At 68.2% G+C, this 19,284-nt stretch carries 16 protein-coding genes and 1 riboswitch; of the genes, 9 read left to right on the plus strand and 7 right to left on the minus strand.

The annotated features are described in order from the left end of the window. The first annotated feature begins 15 nt into the window (after positions 1-15). Positions 16-1,338, plus strand: coding sequence for a glutamate-1-semialdehyde 2,1-aminomutase (locus tag ACIQTX_RS04075; RefSeq protein WP_402969217.1), 1,323 nt, complete (start codon positions 16-18; stop codon positions 1,336-1,338). 79 nt (positions 1,339-1,417) lie between these two features. Here the strand turns inward: ACIQTX_RS04075 and ACIQTX_RS04080 are convergent, their stop codons facing one another. Further along, positions 1,418-2,920, minus strand: coding sequence for a DUF222 domain-containing protein (locus ACIQTX_RS04080; protein ID WP_402969220.1), 1,503 nt, complete (start codon positions 2,918-2,920; stop codon positions 1,418-1,420). Between the two features lie 134 nt (positions 2,921-3,054). Between ACIQTX_RS04080 and ACIQTX_RS04085 the strand changes: the two genes are divergently transcribed. Then, entirely contained in the window at positions 3,055-3,504 is a 450-nt protein-coding gene (locus tag ACIQTX_RS04085) for a hypothetical protein (RefSeq protein ID WP_028500820.1), read from the plus strand. A 100-nt stretch (positions 3,505-3,604) separates the two neighbouring features. On the opposite strand, the gene ACIQTX_RS04090 is transcribed toward ACIQTX_RS04085, so the two are convergent. Next, positions 3,605-5,833, minus strand: coding sequence for an ATP-binding cassette domain-containing protein (locus ACIQTX_RS04090; protein WP_402969224.1), 2,229 nt, complete (start codon positions 5,831-5,833; stop codon positions 3,605-3,607). 114 nt (positions 5,834-5,947) lie between these two features. Between ACIQTX_RS04090 and ACIQTX_RS04095 the strand changes: the two genes are divergently transcribed. Further along, positions 5,948-7,009, plus strand: coding sequence for an enoyl-CoA hydratase/isomerase family protein (locus ACIQTX_RS04095; protein WP_402969227.1), 1,062 nt, complete (start codon positions 5,948-5,950; stop codon positions 7,007-7,009). Positions 7,010-7,094: 85 nt separating this feature from the next. Next, complete coding sequence (locus ACIQTX_RS04100; protein ID WP_402969230.1) at positions 7,095-7,559, plus strand: carboxymuconolactone decarboxylase family protein; 465 nt, start codon at positions 7,095-7,097, stop codon at positions 7,557-7,559. Positions 7,560-7,594: 35 nt separating this feature from the next. Here ACIQTX_RS04100 and ACIQTX_RS04105 read toward each other — a convergent pair whose 3' ends face one another. After that, on the minus strand, positions 7,595-7,993 hold the full coding sequence (locus ACIQTX_RS04105) for a GntR family transcriptional regulator (RefSeq protein ID WP_402969233.1): 399 nt from the start codon (positions 7,991-7,993) through the stop codon (positions 7,595-7,597). After that, the gene (locus ACIQTX_RS04110) at positions 7,990-9,045 is read right to left on the minus strand and encodes a hypothetical protein (protein WP_402969236.1); all 1,056 of its coding nucleotides are present in this window, start codon (positions 9,043-9,045) and stop codon (positions 7,990-7,992) included. Before ACIQTX_RS04110 ends, ACIQTX_RS04105 begins: the two co-directional genes overlap by 4 nt. Positions 9,046-9,313: 268 nt before the next feature. On the opposite strand from ACIQTX_RS04110, the gene ACIQTX_RS04115 reads away from it, so the two are divergent. Both ACIQTX_RS04115 and ACIQTX_RS04120 read left to right on the plus strand, forming a co-directional pair. Next, positions 9,314-11,041: an ABC transporter ATP-binding protein gene (locus ACIQTX_RS04115; protein WP_105527447.1), complete on the plus strand. Its 1,728-nt coding sequence runs from the start codon at positions 9,314-9,316 to the stop codon at positions 11,039-11,041. Then, positions 11,038-13,299, plus strand: coding sequence for an ABC transporter ATP-binding protein (locus tag ACIQTX_RS04120; RefSeq protein ID WP_105527448.1), 2,262 nt, complete (start codon positions 11,038-11,040; stop codon positions 13,297-13,299). The genes ACIQTX_RS04115 and ACIQTX_RS04120 overlap by 4 nt, the downstream gene beginning before the upstream one ends. Before the next feature lie 143 nt (positions 13,300-13,442). Here the strand turns inward: ACIQTX_RS04120 and ACIQTX_RS04125 are convergent, their stop codons facing one another. After that, positions 13,443-15,095, minus strand: coding sequence for a D-alanyl-D-alanine carboxypeptidase family protein (locus tag ACIQTX_RS04125; RefSeq protein WP_402969241.1), 1,653 nt, complete (start codon positions 15,093-15,095; stop codon positions 13,443-13,445). An 81-nt stretch (positions 15,096-15,176) separates the two neighbouring features. After that, a riboswitch (TPP riboswitch) is annotated at positions 15,177-15,286 on the plus strand. Between ACIQTX_RS04125 and ACIQTX_RS04130 the strand changes: the two genes are divergently transcribed. The 3 genes from ACIQTX_RS04130 (at position 15,279) to ACIQTX_RS04140 (ending at position 18,177) form a co-directional block, all read left to right on the plus strand. Continuing rightward, positions 15,279-15,935 (plus strand): ECF transporter S component, encoded by a 657-nt coding sequence (locus tag ACIQTX_RS04130; RefSeq protein ID WP_402969244.1) that lies wholly within the window; start codon positions 15,279-15,281, stop codon positions 15,933-15,935. (Overlaps the previous riboswitch by 8 nt.) Beyond that, a complete protein-coding gene (locus ACIQTX_RS04135) occupies positions 15,932-17,401 on the plus strand; it encodes an ABC transporter ATP-binding protein (RefSeq protein ID WP_402972950.1) in 1,470 nt (489 codons plus the stop codon). Before ACIQTX_RS04130 ends, ACIQTX_RS04135 begins: the two co-directional genes overlap by 4 nt. Continuing rightward, a complete protein-coding gene (locus ACIQTX_RS04140; protein ID WP_402969247.1) occupies positions 17,398-18,177 on the plus strand; it encodes an energy-coupling factor transporter transmembrane component T family protein in 780 nt (259 codons plus the stop codon). The genes ACIQTX_RS04135 and ACIQTX_RS04140 overlap by 4 nt, the downstream gene beginning before the upstream one ends. 6 nt (positions 18,178-18,183) lie before the next feature. Here ACIQTX_RS04140 and ACIQTX_RS04145 read toward each other — a convergent pair whose 3' ends face one another. Both ACIQTX_RS04145 and ACIQTX_RS04150 read right to left on the minus strand, forming a co-directional pair. Continuing rightward, the gene (locus tag ACIQTX_RS04145; protein ID WP_402969250.1) at positions 18,184-18,534 is read right to left on the minus strand and encodes a CHY zinc finger protein; all 351 of its coding nucleotides are present in this window, start codon (positions 18,532-18,534) and stop codon (positions 18,184-18,186) included. Further along, a complete protein-coding gene (locus tag ACIQTX_RS04150; RefSeq protein ID WP_402969253.1) occupies positions 18,531-19,256 on the minus strand; it encodes a phosphotransferase in 726 nt (241 codons plus the stop codon). Before ACIQTX_RS04150 ends, ACIQTX_RS04145 begins: the two co-directional genes overlap by 4 nt. Between the last annotated feature and the right edge of the window lie 28 nt (positions 19,257-19,284).

Raw genomic sequence — 19,284 nt, forward strand, 5'->3', positions numbered from 1 at the left:
GAGGAGCTCTCCTTCATGACCGACCGCAATGACGACCTGTTCTCCGCTGCCCGCGCGGTGATCCCCGGTGGAGTGAACTCTCCGGTGCGCGCTTACGGTTCGGTCGGTGGGACGCCGCGGTTCCTCGCGTCGGCGAAGGGCGCGACGGTGACGGATGCCGCAGGTCGCGAGTACGTCGACCTGGTGGCTTCGTGGGGTCCTGCTCTCCTCGGACATGCGCACCCGGAGATCGTCGCCGCGGTGCAGGAAGCTGCGTCGCGCGGTCTGTCGTTCGGCGCTCCGACCGAGGGTGAGGTCGAGCTCGCGTCGCTGATCGCCAACCGCGTGCGGTTCGGCGAGATCCGGCCCATCGAACGTGTGCGCCTGGTGTCGACCGGGACCGAGGCGACGATGACGGCGATCCGCCTCGCGCGGGGCGCGACCGGTCGCGACCTGCTCGTGAAGTTCGCCGGGCACTACCACGGTCATTCCGACGGACTGCTCGCCGAGGCGGGCTCGGGTGTCGCCACGCTGGCGCTCCCCGGTTCTGCGGGGGTCCCGGCCCCGATCGCGGCCCAGACGCTCGTGATCGGCTACAACGACCCGGAGGCTCTCGCCGCGGTGTTCGCCGAGCACGGTGAGAGCATCGCCGCCGTCATCGTCGAAGCCTCGGCCGCGAACATGGGCGTCGTCGCTCCGCTCCCCGGCTTCAACCGCCTGATCGCCGAGACGGCGCACGCGCACGGCGCCCTGATGATCCTCGACGAGGTGCTCACCGGATTCCGCGTGCACCCGGCGGGCTTCTGGGGTCTGCAGGCTGCGGCAGGCGAGGACTACCTTCCGGACATCTTCACCTTCGGCAAGGTCGTCGGCGGCGGGATGCCGTTGGCCGCGCTCGGTGGTCGCGCCGACGTCATGGATCTGCTCGCTCCGCTCGGGCCGGTCTACCAGGCAGGCACGCTCTCCGGGAACCCGCTCTCGGTCGCTGCAGGTCTTGCGACGTTGCGGCTCGCGACGCCGGAGGTGTACGCGACGGTGGACGCGGCGTCCGCACGCGTGTCGAGCGCTCTCGATGCCGCACTCACGGCGGCGGGGGTCACCCACGCGGTCGCGCGAGCAGGCAACCTGTTCAGCGCGTCGTTCCGCGCCTCGGCACCCAGGAACTACGCCGAAGCGCAGGCGCAGGAGTCGTTCCGCTACGCTCCGTTCTTCCACTCGCTGCGCGAGCAGGGCGTGGCTCTCCCGCCGAGCGTGTTCGAGGCATGGTTCCTCACCGCCGCACACGGCGAGGAGGAGCTGCAGCACATCGAGGCCGCGCTTCCCGTGGCTGCTGCCGCAGCCGCTACCGCTACCGCCTAATCAGCTGCCCTGGTGACCAGGCTGTCGTCGCGCCAGGGAGCGTGCAGTTCTGCTCTTCGTCCCTTCGGAAGACGCGTGCTCAGACGAACATGACGCGACGCGGTGACGCATCGGTGTAGATCCGACCGAGCGGGCTGATCCACTCGATATCTCCACCGGTGAGTTGTCGCGCATGCCACCGGTGCTTTTCGTCGACGTCAGGATGCTTGAGGGCATGATGCCCTACGCAGAAGTGGCTGAGGTTGTCGATCGACGTCTTCCCGCCCCTGGCATGGTCGTGATTGTGGTCGACCTGGCAGCGGTGGACGGGTGTGCGGCACCCGGGGAATCGACAGTGCTGGTCGCGGGCCTGGAGATGCCGGCGCATCGCCGCCGTCGGAGTGTAGGCAGACGTGGCGGTCACCATCCCCGCGTGGTCGAGGAAGAGTCGCGCCCACCCGCCGTTGCACCCGGCGAGATCGCGAGCGATGTCGGGGTGAAGCGGGCCGATGCCGTCGAGTTCGGCCGCCCGGTCGTCGGCTCCGATCAGAGTGCCGGCGGCGACCGTGACCTGAATGCGGGCCTGGATGTTCTCCAGCCCGGTACCGCTCGCCGCGGACGGGTCGCTGGTGAGGAGCAGGTCGCTCAGCAGATCGGCGCGAACCGCATCGATGCCGCGTTCGTCGGCCGCGATGTGCTCCGCGCTGTGCGACGGATCGGTGGTGAAGGTGTCGCCCTCGCTGAAGATGACGTGCGCGTCGAGCCAGGAGTCGTCGAGACGGTGGGTGCCGAGCGCATAGTGATTGAGAGCAGGAGCATCGCGGAGGGTGTCATCCGCCGCCAGATCTTGCAGGAAGATCGGGTTGGTGCCCGAGTCGAGCTCATCCGGAGAGAGCATCGGCGCTGCGCTTCCGTGAGGATCACAGTCGGTATGAAGACCACGGTCGGTGAGTGTCTTGACGACGTGCTGCGCGAGTCGGGTCAGGCGATCGAGGATCGCATGGGCGAGGTGTTCGGGGAGCACGATCTGAAGCATCGCGAGTCCGTCGTCGAGAGAACGCACCGTGACCGACCGTTCGCCGCGGGCGCGCCGGTGCCTCTCGAGCATCGTCTCGCCGGCGAGAGACGAAGCGATCTGCCGTACTGCCGCTCGTGTGCGAGCGGGCGAGTCGTGCTCAGCCACGACCAGGGCGGCTGCGTCGTAGAGCGCGAGGGTCTCCGCGACGGCACGACCGTCGCGGACAGCTTGGCGAACCACCATCCCCGCTCGCACGATCTCTCGGACATGAGCGCCGCTGATCGCACCGTCGCGGAAAGCCTGCTGCACGACAGGATGCTCTGCTTCGAGGAACAGGGCATCTGCGAACGCGTACTCGACGCTGCCCTTCGACATGCGACCGGCCGCGGAGTACTCGGCGATCATCGATCGACGGATCGACTCACGATGCTGCGGCTGCTCGCGCACATCGTCGTCGAGCACCCGAATGCGGTCGGCGAGGAGAGCTGAAGCCTCGGCTTCGAGCGCTGCGATCAGGCGACGCTTCTCGACCCACGCATCGAGCAGCGCCGCGCAGTGCTCGATGTCGTTCGCGATGGCGGCCATGGATCGAGTATAGTACATATATTCGAATGTGGAATGGGGAATCTTGATGACTGGTGCCAACCGACAAGGGATCGTTGTGTTCCTGTGAACAACTTCCAGACAACTGGCAGGGCGGCGCTGGCAGACTGGGTGACATGGTGACGTTGTTGCTGGACCAGACGCAACTGGAGGTCGTGCTCTCGCCGATCGAACGTGCCGCCACCTTCCACCGCGACAACCTCCGGATCTCGCGCGACACCATCGCGAAGGTGCAGCTGACGGAAGACGCCTGGACCTGGCTCCGCGGAGTCCCGAACCCCGGGACGCACATCCCCGGTGTTCTCGCCGCCGGCAGCTGGAAGGCCGCGGGCAGCCTCGACTTCGTGCTGATCCGCCGCCGTCGCCCGAGCGTCGTGATCGACCTCGAAGGCGACGAGCAGTACCGCCGGCTGATCCTCACCACGCGACATGGGCTGGCCCTCACGCAGGCGCTGCGACTCGACGTCTCGACCGAGCCGGCGAGCGTCGAGGAGATCGTCGCGACCTCGCCGGTGCCCACATCGAAGGGCAGCCGCCGACCCGTCATCCGCCCCCGGCCTGCCTGACTCGCCACGGAGCGAGATCCATTCGCCGGCACGACGCCCCGGAACGACGAACGCCCTCCGTGACCCGTAGGTCCGGAGGGCGTTCTCGTCAGCAGGATCTTTAGCTGTGGTGGTTCTCGCCGTCGGAGTGGTTCTCACCGTCGGGGTGGTTCTCACCGTCGGGGTGGTTCTCACCGTCGGGGTGGTTCTCGCCGTCGGTCTCGTCGACGTGCTCGTCGCGGTTCTCGGCGTCGGTCTCATCAGCCGCGACGGATCCCTCCGAGCTGTCCTCTTCCGAGCTGTCCTCTTCCGAGCTGTCCTCTTCCGAGGTGTTCTCGTCTGAGTTGTTCTCTTCTGAGGTGTTCACTTCGGAACCGAGCTCGTCAGAGTTCTGCTCTTCTGAGGCGTGCTCTTCTGAGGTGTTCACGTCTGAGTTGTTCTCTTCGGAGGTGTTCACTTCGGAACTGTGCTCGTCGGAGCTCTGCTCTTCGGAACTGTGCTCGTCGGAGACTGCCTCCGCTGATTCGGCCAGCGGAACGGTGTCGATGACGCCGGTGGACGCGACGGTCCAGTGTGCGCCCTCCTCAGTGGAGCCGTCTTCCGAGGCCTGGTCTTCCGCGCTCAGCGGGTAGTCCTTCGGCTCGTCCTCGTAGTACGCGCGTGCAGCTGCAGCGAGCATGGAGCTGACGGCAGCCGACCGCGGGTCGTTCTCGGATGCTTCCTCAGCATCGGGAACCGCATCCTCAGCGTCGGGAACCGCATCCTCAGTGTCTGAGGCGCCGGTGCCGTTGAGATCGGCGAAGACCTCGACACCGGCGTGGTCGTCGTCACCGGCATGGTCTTCGACACCGGCATGGTCGTCGTCGCTGGGCGTCGTGGCCTCGCCAGCTGCGGCGGGTGCTGCGGAACCGAACAGGATCTCGTCGAACGACCGAGCCGGCGTCTCTTCGGCTGGGGCTTCGTCCGTCTGGGCGTCGCGCTCCTGCTCGCCTTCGGCGTGAGCTTCGTCGACCGGTGCAGCGTCTGAGTCGGATGCGTCCGCGTCGGTCGAGTCAGCCTCGGCCGACGCTTCTTCGTCAGTGCCGTCTTCAGTGCCGTGTTCAGTGCCGTCTTCGGTGGCGTCTGCCGCGGGAGCTTCGTCTGCGGGCGCTTCTTCGTCGACGATCACGTCCTCAACGATCACGTCCTCGATGATCACGTCCTCGACGACGACTTCCTCAGCGGCGGCCTCGCCACCGGTAACGCTCGCGGCGAGGTCATCAGCCACGGCCTCATCCGCCGGAGCGGCAGCAGCCTCAGCTGCCCATGCGGCAGCAGCGGCGACCGGGATGGCGACCACGGACTCGACCGGGGCCGAGGCGGGCTCGGACGCAGAGGCGGGTTCGGTGGGCGTGACCTCGGCGGGAGCCGGCGCGGCGAGCTGCGGCGCGACAGGCTCGGTCGACGGCGCGAGTCTGCCGCCGCGCATCAGGTCGATGAAGACGTCTTCAAGCGTCGGCCCACGCTGCACGAGGGTGCTCAGGGCGATACCGGCGTCGGCTGCGACTGCTCCGACCGTGCCGGCGTCTCCGCCGCGGACGGTCAGGCCGGAACGCAGCACCTCGATGTCGAATCCGGCCGCGGACAAGGCCGCGGTGAGTGCACCGCGATCGGCGGCGTCGACGATCACCGAGCCACCGCCCTTCGGGTCGGCGAGTGTCTCGATGCCGCTGGCCAGCACGAGCTGCCCCTTCGACAGGACGAGCACGTTGTCGGCGACCTGTTCGACCTCGCTGAGCACGTGCGACGACACGAGAACCGTGCGTCCTTCGTCGGCGAGGCGGCGCATCAGGAGCCGCATCCAGCGGATTCCTTCGGGGTCGAGCCCGTTGGCCGGCTCGTCGAAGACGAGAGCACCGGGGTCGCCGAGGAGTGCATGGGCGACGCTCAGCCGCTGGCGCATGCCGAGCGAGAAGCCACCGATCCGTGAGTCGCCTTCGCCATCGAGTCCGACCAGGGAGAGTACTTCGCCCACTCGCGCCAGCGGGATGCCGTTCGCCTTGGCGGCGATGGTGAGCTGGCGTTCGGCAGTGCGGCGAGGACGGTAGACCGTCTCCTCGAGCACGGCGCCGATCGTGCGCAGCGGCTGGCGGAGCTCGGCGTAGGCCGTGCCTCCGATCGTCGCGGTGCCGGATGTGGCGCGCACCTGACCGAGCAGGATGCGCAGCGTCGTGGTCTTGCCGGCTCCGTTCGGGCCGAGGAAGGCGGTGACGGCTCCCGGCTCGACGCGCGCCGAGAAGTCCGAGACAGCGGTCACCTCATTGAAGTGCTTCGTCACGTGCGTGAACTCGAGCACCTGTCCTTCAGGCATCCGTGACCTCTCGTCGCATTTGAACAGTTCCTCCCTATCCTGCCGGAAAAGCCTGTCGGATCCCGCATTTCGCGCGGAATACCGCCCTTTGTCGAAAGGGGTAGCCTGGCCAGCGTGACCGATTCTCGCGCTGCATCCCGCGTCCTCGTCCGCACCGAAGGGGCCCTGGGGCGGCTCACTCTCAACCGCCCGGAGGCGATCAACGCGCTCGACGTCGACATGATCGAGAGCCTCACCGAGACGTTGAACGCCTGGCGCGACGACACCGACGTGCAGATCGTGCTGCTCGACGGGGCCGGCGAGCGGGGCATGTGCGCGGGCGGCGACGTGCGCGCACTGCATGCCCAGATCGTCGCGGGGCAGGCCGATCAGACTGCTGAGTTCTTCCGAGCCGAGTACGCGTTGAACGCGATGATCGCGGAGTATCCCAAGCCGGTCGTCGCCTTCGCCGATGGCATCACCATGGGTGGCGGAATCGGGCTGGCCGGTCATGCGGCGATCCGTATCGTCACCGAACGTTCGAAGCTCGCGATGCCGGAGACCCGCATCGGGTTCACGCCCGATGTCGGTGGCACCTGGCTGCTCGGCCGCGCCCCGGGGCGCTTCGGCGAATACTACGGACTGACCGGGGCGACCATGAGCGGCGCGGATGCCGTGTACCTGGGGTTCGCCGACCACTTCGTGCCGTCCGACCGCCTCGAAGCGCTGAGCGAGGCCCTCGCCTTCCGTGCCGACCCGACCGGGCCGAGCGAGATCGTGCTGCTCTTCGATGAGACCCCCGAGCCCACGCAGCTGCCGGCATCGCGGGAATGGATCGACGAGGCGTTCTCCGCTCCTACCGTGACCGAGATCGTCGAGCGGTTGCACGCGCAGGGGACCACGGAGGCCGCGGCCACCGCGGATCTTCTGGAAGGGCTCGCACCCACCGGGCTCACCGTCACACTCGATGCCGTCCGAGAGGCGCGCGAGCTGCCAGGGCTCCGCGCCGCGTTGGAGGGTGAATACCGCCGGGTGCTGTGGTTCGTGAACGAGCATCCCGACCTCGTCGAGGGCATCCGGGCGCAGCTGGTCGACAAGGACCGCAACCCGAAGTGGGACCCGCCGACCCTGGCGGAGCTCGCTCCGGATGCTGGTGCCCCCGCGCGCACCTACGTTCCGCAGCCGTCGCTGTTCTGAGCTCGGAGCGGCGTGTGGGCGAAGTCACCGCTTTGTAAGGAGTATCCGGGGGCTGCGGTAGGCGGGCTTGCGTAGCGTCTGGGGCATGACGTCTTTCACAGTGAATCTCCTCAAAGCGCAGCCGGACACCTACAGCGCGCTCGACGCCTTCTCGGACTCCGTCGACGAGGCCTGCGCGGCCAACGGCATCGATGACAGGTTGAAGGAACTGACGACCGTGTACACGTCGCAGTTGAACGGATGCGCGTACTGCAACCGCGCACACGCGGAAGACGCGATCGCTGCCGGTGTGGAGCCCGACACGCTCCTGCAACTCGCCACCTGGCGGGAGAGCGGCGTGTTCAGCGAACGTGAGCGGGTCGCCCTCGAGATCGCGGAGGCGTTCGTGCACATCCCCTCCGGAGCGATCTCCGATGATCTCGGCCGTCGTGCGCTGGCCGTCTTCACCGAGAAGGAGTTCGCGGCGCTCTCGTGGCTGTGTGTGGCCTACAACGCGATCAATCGCGCCATTGTCGTGAGCGGGCTCCGGGTGGCCCCGCGATCGGCCTGATCGATCGGCATCGTCTTCTCGTTCTCGCTCTAGTTCTAGTTCTGGGCATCGGCCGCCGCCTCGGGGTTCGAGCGTCGCTGCCAGATCGTCCGGAGCACATCGATGACGTCATCCGGATCGGCGTCGGCGGTCCCGGCCTCATCGACGAGCTCACGGATGCGCCGCATCACGGATGCGGGGAGCACGCCGGCCGACTCGGCGACTCTCGTGCCTGCGGCCGTGCGCGAGACCACGAGGCCTTCTGCCTCGAGCATCTTGTAGGCGCGGGCGGCGGTGCCCGGAGCCACTCCGAGATCGCTCGCCGTCTGGCGGACGGTCGGCAGCCGCTCACCCGCGCCGAGCTGCCCGGAGACGATGAGTCCGCGCAGCTGGCGGTAGATGCCCAGCGCCGGGTTCGCCTCGTCGGCGGGCGACAGCTTCGGATTCGGGCTCATCGTGCGGCCTCCTCGTCCACAACGCTCTCGACCGGAGCATCCGTTCGCGGGACGTACCCCAGTTGCGCCGTCACGATGAGCAGCAGCACGAATGCCGTGATCTCCAGCGCGGGAGCCAGCCAGCCGCCGACGGCGGCGATCTCGCCGTATCTCCAGAAGGCCTCGTACGAGTCGCTGCCGCCGTCGCCATCGATGCTGAGCCCGCTGATCGAACCGGCCTCGGCGATGAACCGCCACGCCCCCGCGAGGGCGAGCAGGGCGCTGGACGCCACGATCCGCGTGACCCCCGTCGCGATGTCGTGACGTTCGCGCTGCTCGGCGACGACCGTTTCGGGGCGGAGGAACGGGCGCGCCGCGTTGGCATGCAGCGCGGCCACGGCCACCGCGATGAGGGCGGCGGTGCAGATCAGGACGGGGATGCCGTAGGCCCACCCGTAGAACCAGGGACGGATCGGGTCGATCGACTCGTTAGGAATGCTGATCTCGAGGTAGACGTAGGGGCCGTCCCCGATGCGTGAAGAGGCCATGCCCGCGGCGACCGAGGTGGCGATGAGGGCGAGCAGTGCGGAGGTCGCGATCACGGAGCCGATGCGCGGGCTGAAAGTGAGCCAGGTGCGGCGTGAGGAGAGGACCGGGCGCTCAGGTCGGGTGCTGCCTCGTGCGGAGATGAGCGCCAGAAGGACTCCGATGCCGATGGATGCCGTGAACACGGGCGTCGCGTACCGCCACCAGGACACGACGCCGTTGAGGTTCAGGGCGTAGCCGGTGATCAGGTTCTCGGCGAGGAAGACGGCGATGACCGCGATCGCCGCGACGCCGAGCGTCCGATGCTCGGGTGCGTGGCGGGTGGCGACCGCGCCGGACAACGTCGAGGGAAGCCGCACGCTGCTCTCCTGACGCGCGCGCCAGCGGGGAGAGGCGACGATGCCGACGGCGATGATCGCCGCGAGGAACAGTGATACCCACGGCATCGAGAGGATGGCCCCCAGCAACTGTGCGGGATCATTCAACCAGGGGCCGAGCACGGTCGGGGAGGCGATGGTCACAGGCATGTGGCGTCCGTTCTTCTTTGTGTCACATGTCTAACACAAATTGTATCAGCGAGTAAATACAAGATATTCCTGAGATTCCCTCCCTCTGTTGTTCACCCGCGTGCAGAAACCGCTGATCGGGGCGGGAAGAGGTTCGCTGTCAGCGAAGGTCCGCCGTGAGGGGGATCCGAATGTCCGCAGTTCGTGGCACTCTGTCTTGTGGCCGATTGTCGGTCGGCATCCGTCTGCCGAGAAATCCGCCGTTCCATCCTTCCTAGAAAGTCCGCCTGTGCTGGGAAAAATCCTCGTCCGCTATCTCTCTCGATACCGGTGGCTGCTGCTGGCCGTGCTGGTCTTCCAGCTCGCCAGTGTCGCCGCGACCCTCTACCTCCCGCGCCTGAACGCCGACATCATCGACAAGGGCGTCGCCCAGGGTGACACCGGATACATCTGGCGCACCGGTCTGTTCATGCTCGCCGTGTCGCTGGGCCAGATCATCGCCTCGATCACGGCGACCTTCTTCGCGGCGCGCGCCGCGATGGGTGCCGGCCGTGACATCCGCGCCGACGTCTTCGGCAAGGTGAGCGGGTTCTCCGAGCGCGAGGTCTCGCAGTTCGGCGCCGGCTCGCTCATCACGCGCAACACGAACGACGTGCAGCAGGTGCAGATGCTCGCCATGATGGGCGCCACCATGCTCGTCACCGCGCCGCTGCTCGCGATCGGCGGCATCATCTTCGCCGTGCAGACCAACGTCGGCCTCAGCTGGCTCATCGCCGTCTCGGTGCCGCTGCTGCTGATCCTCGCCGCGCTCGTGATCGGGCGCATGGTGCCGCTGTTCCGCAGCTACCAGGGCAAGCTCGACAACGTCAACCGCATCATGCGCGAGCAGCTCACGGGCGTCCGCGTCGTGCGCGCGTTCGTGCGTGAGCGCATCGAAGAAGAGCGTTTCCGCGGAGCCAACACCGACATCATGGACGTCGGCCGCAAGGTCGGCTCGCTGTTCGTGCTGCTGTTCCCGCTGTTCATGCTCATCCTCAACGTCACGGTCGTCTCCGTCATCTGGTTCGGCGGCATCGAGGTCAACAACGGCACGGTGCAGGTCGGCACGCTGTTCGCCTTCATGCAGTACATCGGCCAGATCATGGGCGGCGTCATCATGGCGAGCTTCATGGCGATGATGATCCCTCGTGCTGCCGTGTCGGCCGAGCGCATCGGCGAGGTGCTCGACTCCGAGTCCACGCTGCTGCGCCCGGAGAACGGCGTCACCGAGTTCCCGGTCCCCGGATCCGTGGCGCTCGACGACGTCGAGTTCACCTACCCGGGTGCCGACTCTCCGGTGCTCACCGGCATCAGCTTCGCCGCAGAGCCTGGTGAGACCGTCGCCATCGTCGGATCGACCGGCTCGGGCAAGACGACGCTCGTCTCGCTCATCCCGCGTCTGTTCGACGTCTCCGGTGGTTCCGTCCATGTCGGCGGCACCGATGTGCGCGAGGCCGACGTCGAGTCGCTGTGGGACAGCATCGGCCTGGTGCCGCAGCGTCCGTTCCTCTTCACCGGCACCGTCGCGTCGAACCTGCGCTACGGCCGTGAAGAGGCCACAGACGAAGAGCTCTGGCACGCGCTCGACATCGCGCAGGGTCGCGACTTCGTCGAGGAGATGCCCGACGGCCTCGAGTCCCGTATCGCCCAGGGCGGCACGAACGTCTCCGGCGGTCAGCGTCAGCGTCTCGCCATCGCGCGTGCGATCGTGCATCAGCCGCAGATCCTCGTCTTCGACGACTCGTTCTCCGCCCTCGACCTGACCACCGACGCCCGGTTGCGTCAGGCGCTGTGGCGGGAGCTCCCGCACGTCACGAAGATCGTGGTCGCCCAGCGCGTCTCGTCGATCACCGATGCCGACCGCATCGTCGTGCTCGAAGGCGGAACCATGGTCGGTGTCGGCACTCACGAGGAGCTGCTCGAGACGAGCGACACCTACCGAGAGATCGTCGAATCGCAGCTGGGGGTGGACGCATGAGCGAGCAGAACAACGAACAGGGCAAGGTCAAGCGCGGCCGCGGCCGCGGCAAGGCAGCAGTGGCCGAGGTCGAGCTGAGCGCCGAGGAGAAGTACGAGGCCGAGCTCGCTGAGCAGGCGCGTCAGAACTCCGGAGACTGGGACAGCGTCGCACCGGGCAAGGCCGACAACTTCGGCCCCAGCTTCGCGCGCATGATCGGGCTGCTGAAGCCGTCGGCCATCTGGTTCGTCTTCGTGTCGATCCTGGGTGCGATCGGTGTGGTCCTGACGGTCGCGGCGCCCAAGGTGCTCGCGGAGGCGACCAACCTCGTCTACAAGGGCTTCATCTCCATCCAGCTCGGACAGCCGACCGATGGCTTCCCCGGCTTCCCCGCCGGCACGTCGCAAGACGTCGTCGTCGAGGCGCTGCGAGCCGGAGGGCAAGACGACTTCGCGAATCAGGTCGGAGCGCTGGGCGACTTCACGGTCGGCCAGGGCATCGACTTCGACGCGCTGCGGCTGGTCATCGCCGCGGTGCTCGCGATCTACGTCGCGGCTGCCTTCCTCACCTGGATCCAGGGCTACGTCATCAACGTGATCATGGTGCGCACCATGTGGCGACTGCGTGAGTCGGTCGAGGCGAAGATCAACCGCCTGCCGCTGGCGTACTTCGACAAGGTGCAGCGCGGTGAGCTGATCTCGCGCGTCACGAACGACATCGACAACATCACGCAGACGATGCAGCAGTCGCTCTCCGGTGCTCTCACCTCGGTGCTCACCGTGATCGGCGTGCTCGTGATGATGTTCTCGATCTCGTGGCAGCTGGCCCTCGTGGCTCTCGTCACGCTGCCCCTCATGGGCATCATCTTCGGCATCATCGGACCGCGTTCGCAGAAGGCCTTCGGCACCCAGTGGCGCAAGGTCGGTCGGCTGAACGCCCGCGTCGAGGAGGCATTCTCCGGTCACGCGCTGGTGAAGGTCTTCGGACGCGAGAAGGACGCGCTGGACAAGTTCCAGGTCGAGAACGAAGAACTGTTCCAGGCGAGCTTCAAGGCCCAGTTCCTGTCCGGCGTCATCATGCCGGCCATGATGTTCGTCGGCAACCTCAGCTACGTGGGCATCGCGGTGCTCGGTGGTCTGATGGTCGCGAACGGTCAGCTCCGTCTCGGTGACGTGCAGGCGTTCATCCAGTACTCGCAGCAGTTCACGCAGCCGCTGTCCGAGCTGGGGGGCATGGCTGCCGTGGTGCAGTCCGGCACGGCATCGGCCGAGCGGGTCTTCCAGCTGCTCGACGCGGATGAGCAGGAGGCGGACGACGCCGATGCTCCCGAGCTCACGGAGGGCAAGGGCGTCATCGAGTTCGAGAACGTCGCGTTCTCCTACACGCCGGAGCGTCCGCTCATCCGGGATCTGTCGTTCCGGGTCGAGCCGGGGCAGACCGTCGCGATCGTCGGTCCGACCGGTGCGGGCAAGACGACGCTGGTCAACCTGATCATGCGCTTCTACGAGCTCAGCGGCGGACGGATCATGCTCGACGGTCAGGACATCGCCGAGGTGACGCGCGACGAACTGCGCTCTCGCACCGGCATGGTGCTGCAGGACCCGTGGCTGTTCGCAGGCAGCATCCGCGAGAACATCCGCTACGGCCGCTCCACCGCGACCGACGAAGAGGTTCTCGCCGCTGCCAAGGCGACCTATGTCGACCGCTTCGTGCACGCCCTCCCCGAGGGTTACGACACGGTGCTCGACGAGGATGCCGCGAACGTGTCGGCGGGTGAGCGTCAGCTCATCACCATCGCGCGGGCGTTCGTCGCTCAGCCTTCGATCCTCATCCTCGATGAGGCGACATCGGCTGTCGACACCCGCACCGAGCTGCTGCTGCAGCACGCGATGGCCGCGCTCCGTGAAGGACGCACGTCGTTCGTGATCGCGCACCGTCTGTCGACCATCCGCGACGCCGACCTCATCCTCGTGATGGAGCACGGCGACATCGTCGAGAAGGGCACGCACGACGAGCTCATCACCGCGCAGGGCGCCTACTGGCGTCTGTACCAGTCGCAGTTCGAGCAGGCGGCGACAGACATCGACGCCGAAGATGCGCTCACCGGAACGACGCCGGTCGTCGTCACGGGCGACGCGAGCAACGCCGACGGCACGGCGGCCGAAGCTGCGGCAGCCGTGGCGGGCGCGTCGGTCGGCGCTCAGGTGCCCGGTGCCGAGACCGCGGCAGCGCAGGCCGTGCTGGAAGACGGTGCGGACGGCTCCGGCCACCGTTCCTGATCCCGCGTATCGCAGGACGACGCCCCATTCCGCTCACGCGGGGTGGGGCGTCGTGCTGTGTCCGGTCAGCGGCTGGAAGGCGCCGTGTCGGGAGCGAGATCGGGCGCCGCAGCGCCGTGCTCGCCGGTGCCCAGCGCGGTGCGTCAGGAGCGTTCGGCGGTGATGCCGAGCAATTCCAGCGGGTGGGTCAGACGCCACCAGGGGCTCGGCCCCTCGACGTCTTCCGCCAGAACCAGCGGGATCGTCGCGGTGTTGAGCGGACCGGCAGCGGTGAGCGTGCCGACGGTGCCGTCCTGCGCGCGCTCGTCACCGAGGTCGAACGCCGCGGTCGCCGTGGCGGTGGCGCCGTTCCACAGCACCACATCGGCATCGGCCTCGGTGATGATGTCGACTTCGTCGCCCCAGAGCGTCGTGACCTGGCCGACGACCGTACTCTTGGCGACCGCCGGATCCTGAGCCTCCAACGCCGCTTCCGTCTCAGCGAACAGGGAACGAGTGAGGGCGAGCCGCTGCTCGTTGTCGTCTTGGTTCAGGGCCGCGGCGAAGAGATGCACGGTCGTGTCCCCGACGGTCACATCCTTCGCGGTGAGCAGGTTCCAGCCGACGAGGGTGCCGGTCTTGATGCCGACGACGCCCGGGTCGGCGAGCATCCCGTTCGTGTTGACCACGGTGCCGGCGCCCGGAAGATCGACGGACTTGGTGCCGACGATCTCTGCGAACACCGGATTCTGCATCGCCCGCTCGCCGAGCGCGACCAGGGCCTCGGGAGTGGAGACGTTGCGCTCGTCGAAGCCCGAGGGGGTCACCACAGTGATTCCGGTGAGACCACGCTCGCGCAGCCAGACTTCTGCGGCCGTCGCGAACTCCCTCTCTGAGCCCCAGATCTCGGAAGCCAGGCGGTCGATGTAGTTGTTGGCCGAGCCCAGGAGCGTGCCCTGCAGCAGCTGGTACTCCGTCAGCACCCCGCCGATCGGCACATCGAGAGCGGACTGGTCGCTGCGCCGATAGTCCCAGTACTTCACGCTGTCGGCGCGGGTGAACGAGAACTCGGGACCCTGCTCGCCGAGCGCGAGCGGCATCCGGTCGAGCACCATCAGAGCGCTCACGACCTTCGTGATGCTCGCGATGCTCACGGGGTCGGGGACCGATGCGGCGGTGCTCAGCCCGGCGATGCCGACGGCTCCCGCGCCCTGTGCCGGCCAGGTGACGGTGGCTGCGGGAGCGGGGGCGGTCGTGATCTCAACGGACTGTACCGTCGGCGGCACCTCGTGGAGTGGCCAGAGCAGCGTCGTGCCGGTGTAGACGGCGACGAGGCCGACGAGCGTGCCGAGCGGCACGAGGACACCAGGGCGGGCGATCGCGGGACGAAGGCGTGCCCCGCGCATCAGCCCCGGCGCCTTCTCGCTCTCGGAGGTCTCGTCGAGAGTCGCGGTGCCGGTGTGCGTGGCGACCGTTGCAGTATCGACCCACGTCAGAGCGGTGGCAGTGGTCGAGTCATCCGCCCATCGGGGTGAGGCCGGATCCAGGAGGGCGCTCGCTTCGTCAGGGTCGTCCTGGACGATGCGCTCTTTCGGGATGAACGGTGGCTTGGTCAGAGCGGGCGTCACCGGCTCGGGGGCGATCACCGGTTCCGGCGCGATCACGGACTCCGGCGCGAGCGCGCGCGTCGACGTCTGCTCGGCCGTCAGCACCGAACCGCCTGTCGCAGCATCGACAGGTCCGGAGGGGGCGGCGGTCGCCGGGCCGTCGTCGCTGACGACGCCCGTCGCCTCGTCGGCGGGGTCTGTTGCGGTCACTCGTTTACGGTACCCAATCCCGGGCGAGTTCCGCGGCGCATGGCCTTGTCGCCGTGCGGGTGTCGCCGGCGGTAAGATCATCAGCACAACCACGGGAGTCCGGCGAGCCGGGCTGAGAGGGAGCGAATCGCGCTTCGACCGTCGAACCTGATCTGGGTAATGCCAGCGCAGGGAGGAGTTCAGATGAGTACGCCTACGTCCACATCCGCGCAGCAGGCATCCGCCGCCGCGACGGGCATCCACCGCACATCGATCTGGCGCTGGCGCGTCGTCGACATCGTCGTCGCCGCGGTTCTCGGCGTCGCGATCGGTCTCGTGTTCTGGGGCTGGAACACGATCGGTTACGCCTGGTTCGGCGCGGCCGACGCTCTGACGCCCGGCCTCGGCGGCATCGCCGTGGGCATCTGGCTGCTCGGCGGCGTGGTCGGTGGCCTCGTGATCCGCAAGCCGGGTGCCGCGCTGGTCGTCGAGCTGGTCGCCGCGATCGTGTCGATGCTGATCGGCAACGTGTGGGGCATCTCGACCGTGTTGTCGGGCATCGTGCAGGGCCTCGGCGCGGAGATCATCTTCGCCCTGTTCTTCTACCGTCGTTTCGGGATCGCGGTCGCCGCGCTGGCCGGAGTCGGAGCCGCGGTCGCCGCATGGGTGTTCGAGCTGTTCTACGGCAGCTCGCCCAACATCCTGAAGTCGGTCGAGTTCAACACGATCTACCTGGTCAGCGTGATCGTCTCCGGCGCGATCCTGGCGGGCGTGGTCGGCTGGCTGCTCGTGCGCGCCCTCGCCGTCACCGGTGCACTCAACCGCTTCGCCGTCGGGCGAGAGCACGTGCGCGAGGTCTGAGCGTGACCTTCGCCTCCCCGGCCCGCGTGCAGGCTGCGGGCTGGGGCTGGCGGTACGCCGGTCGAAAGCGCCCCGCCGTCGCTGACGTCTCGTTCACGATCGAACCCGGTGAGCGTGTGCTGCTGCTCGGTGCGTCCGGCGCGGGGAAGTCGACGCTGCTCGCCGGTCTCGCCGGTGTGCTGGGCGACGACGATGAGGGTGAGCGGACGGGGTCGCTGCGCATCGACGGTGCGGCTCCCGAATCGCGGCACGGTCAGGTGGGACTCGTCCTGCAGGATCCGGATGCCGGCATCGTCCTGTCGAAGGTGGGCGACGATGTCGCCTTCGGCTGCGAGAACCTGGGTGTCGCGGCATCCGAGATCCCCCGCCGCGTCGCCGAGGCCCTCGACGCCGTCGGGCTCGATGTTCCGCTGCAGCGCCCCACGAAGGCGCTCTCGGGCGGACAGAAGCAGCGACTGGTGCTGGCCGGCGTCCTCGCGATGCGCCCGGGACTGCTGCTGCTCGATGAGCCCACGGCCAACCTCGACCCCGAGGGCGTCGGGGAGGTGCGGGCGAGTGTCGAACGTGCGGTCACCTCCACCGGTGCGACGCTGATCGTCGTCGAGCACCGCACGCCGATCTGGGTCGATCTGATGACCCGGGTGATCGTGCTCGCAGCCGACGGCGGGCTGTTGGCCGACGGCGCGCCGGATCAGGTGTTCGCCGCCCACGGCGACGTGCTCGCCGACGCCGGAGTGTGGGTGCCCGACCGCGACATCGACCTTCCCGTGCTGGAGCAGGTGTCGGCGCCCGACGCGCTCACCGCCTCTGGTCTCGCGATCGCCAGGGAGCCGGGCGTCGTGGTGCAGGCGGGACTCGACCTGCGGGTGCCTCGGGCGAACGCGACCGTGATCACGGGGCCGAACGGGGCAGGCAAGTCGACGCTCGCGCTGACCCTCGCCGGGCTCATCCCGGAACAGTCAGGTGAGGTGCGGTCTGCGCCTGAGCTCGCCGGGCGCAAGGGCACGCGTCCCATCCGCTGGACCTCGCGCGAACTGCTCACCCGTATCGGCATGGTGTTCCAGGAGCCGGAGCATCAGTTCCTCGCCCAGACGCTGCGCGACGAGCTCGCCGTCGGCCCTCGGGCGCTCGGCTGGGACCGTGTGAAGACGGATGCCGTCGTCGACGAGCTGCTCGAGCGCCTCGGCCTCGCCCCTCTCGCACTCGCCAACCCGTTCACGCTCTCCGGAGGGCAGAAGCGGCGGCTATCGGTCGCGACCGTGCTGGCGGGAGCGCCCGAGGTGATCGTGCTCGACGAACCGACGTTCGGGCAGGACCGTCGCGGGTGGATCTCGCTCGTCGCCCTGCTGCAGGAGGAGATCGCGCGAGGCCGGTCGATCATCGCGGTCACGCACGACGACGCCGTGATCCGGCACCTGGGTGGTCATCGCATCGAGCTGGGCATCGAACTGGGGGCAGCATCGTGACGGCGGTCGAGACCGAGCGGCGGGTGTGGCTCGACGGCGTGAACCCGGTGACGAAGCTGGTGCTCGCAGTGCTGCTGTCGGTGCCGCTGTTCGCGTCCATCGACGTCACGAGCGCGCTCGCCGCGATCGTTCTGCAGCTGCTCTGCCTGCCGTTGACCGGGCTGCGTCTGTCGACGGTGCTCAAGCGGCTGCTGCCGATCGCGATCTTCGCACCGATCGCCGGCGTGAGCATGCTGCTCTATGCCGAGCCGGCCGGACACATCTACTGGACGTTCGGCTTCGCGACCATCAGTGACGACTCCATCACGCTCGCGATTGCGGTGAGCCTGCGCGTGATCGCGCTCGGCCTGCCCACGATCCTGCTCTTCGGTGGCACCGACCCGACCGAGCTCGCCGATGCGCTGGCCCAGGTCGCGAAGCTCCCGAGCCGCTTCGTGCTCGGCATCCTCGCCGGCACGCGGATGCTGGGCCTGTTCCTCGATGACTGGCGCACCATGAGCCTGGCCCGTCGTGCACGGGGCGTGGGAGACCGGGGTGTGCTGCGGAGATTCTTCTCGATGGCCTTCGTGCTGCTCGTGTTCGCGGTGCGGCGCGGCTCGAAGCTGGCACTCGCGATGGAAGCGCGCGGCTTCGGATCCGGCATCACCCGCACCTGGTCGCGTCCGTCGCGGCTGCATCCGCGGGATGCGGTGGCGCTGATCGGTGGCATCGCGATCATGGCGCTCGCGCTCGCCGCCGCGGTTCTTCTCGGCACGTTCCGCTTCGTCTGGAGCTAGCTCGCGCTAGCCCGGGTTCGGCTGGAAGTAGTGGTCCCGGTGCAGTGCGCACCGCTCGTTGAACAGCGCAGTGCACCGCGGGCAGGCCGTCACCGCGAAGTACTCCGCGATCGTGAGCTCGTACCCGCACGCACCGCAGAGGATCGCCTGCGTATCGTGCTGATCCGGCGCCCACTGCGCGGCCGGATGCCCCGCCGACTCCTCATGGCAGAGGTGGCACGGGTAGTGGTCGCCGCAGCACGCGAACCGGATCGCGATGATGTCGGTCGGGCCCCGGTAGTGCGCGCACCGGGTCATGTCGTCGACGACGGCGCCGAACACCGGGGGTCGATCGGGAGACGGGGGAGAGATGCTCACGTCTCGTTCCAGAGTCTCCGGTAGTACTCGAGTCGTTCGCGGTCGGGTTCGACGCCGTAGGCCTCGATGAGCGTGTCCTCCCACCCGGTGCCGAAGTTCCACAGAGTGCTCATCGACGCCACCGAGATGTCGGCCCAGCGGTCGGCGACTCCGAGGGCGGCGAGGTCGACGAAAGCGGCAGGGCGCCCATCGGCGTCGAGAAGCGTGTTCGGCATGCACGCGTCGCCGTGGCACACCACCAGCCGGTCGATCGGCGGTGCCTGGTGCAGCTCTTCCGGCACGACCGTGCCGCGGTCGGCGGCGTTGGCGATCCGCCACTGAGTGCTCCACTCCCACGGGCACTCGGCCACCGGCAGCGCGTCGTGCAGTGCTCGAAGGCCCGCCCCGACCGCCCGTACCGCGGTCTCCGGCTGCTCGGCCCAGCGAGGGTCGACGGCACTGCTCGCATCGATCGCGACCGTGACGAGCCACTCGTGCGTGTCGTCCTGACCCTGATCGAGCACCTCCGGGACGGGGAGCCACGTTCGTGCCCACCGCATGCGCTCGGCTTCGTCGCGCATGTTCGCCTCGTCGTCGAGCGGGCCCCACTTTATGTACCGACCGTCGTCGGTGCGGAACGTCAGTCCGCCGATCCCGTTGAGCCAGACCGGTACGAGTGTGGCACTGCCGGCGAGTTCGCGAACCCGCGTCGGCACGTCGAGGGAGGCGGAGGGGATGCTCATCCGTCCATCCTGCCCGACGGGACCGCCG

Source organism: Microbacterium sp. NPDC090281, from assembly GCF_044769635.1.
GTDB lineage: Bacteria > Actinomycetota > Actinomycetes > Actinomycetales > Microbacteriaceae > Microbacterium.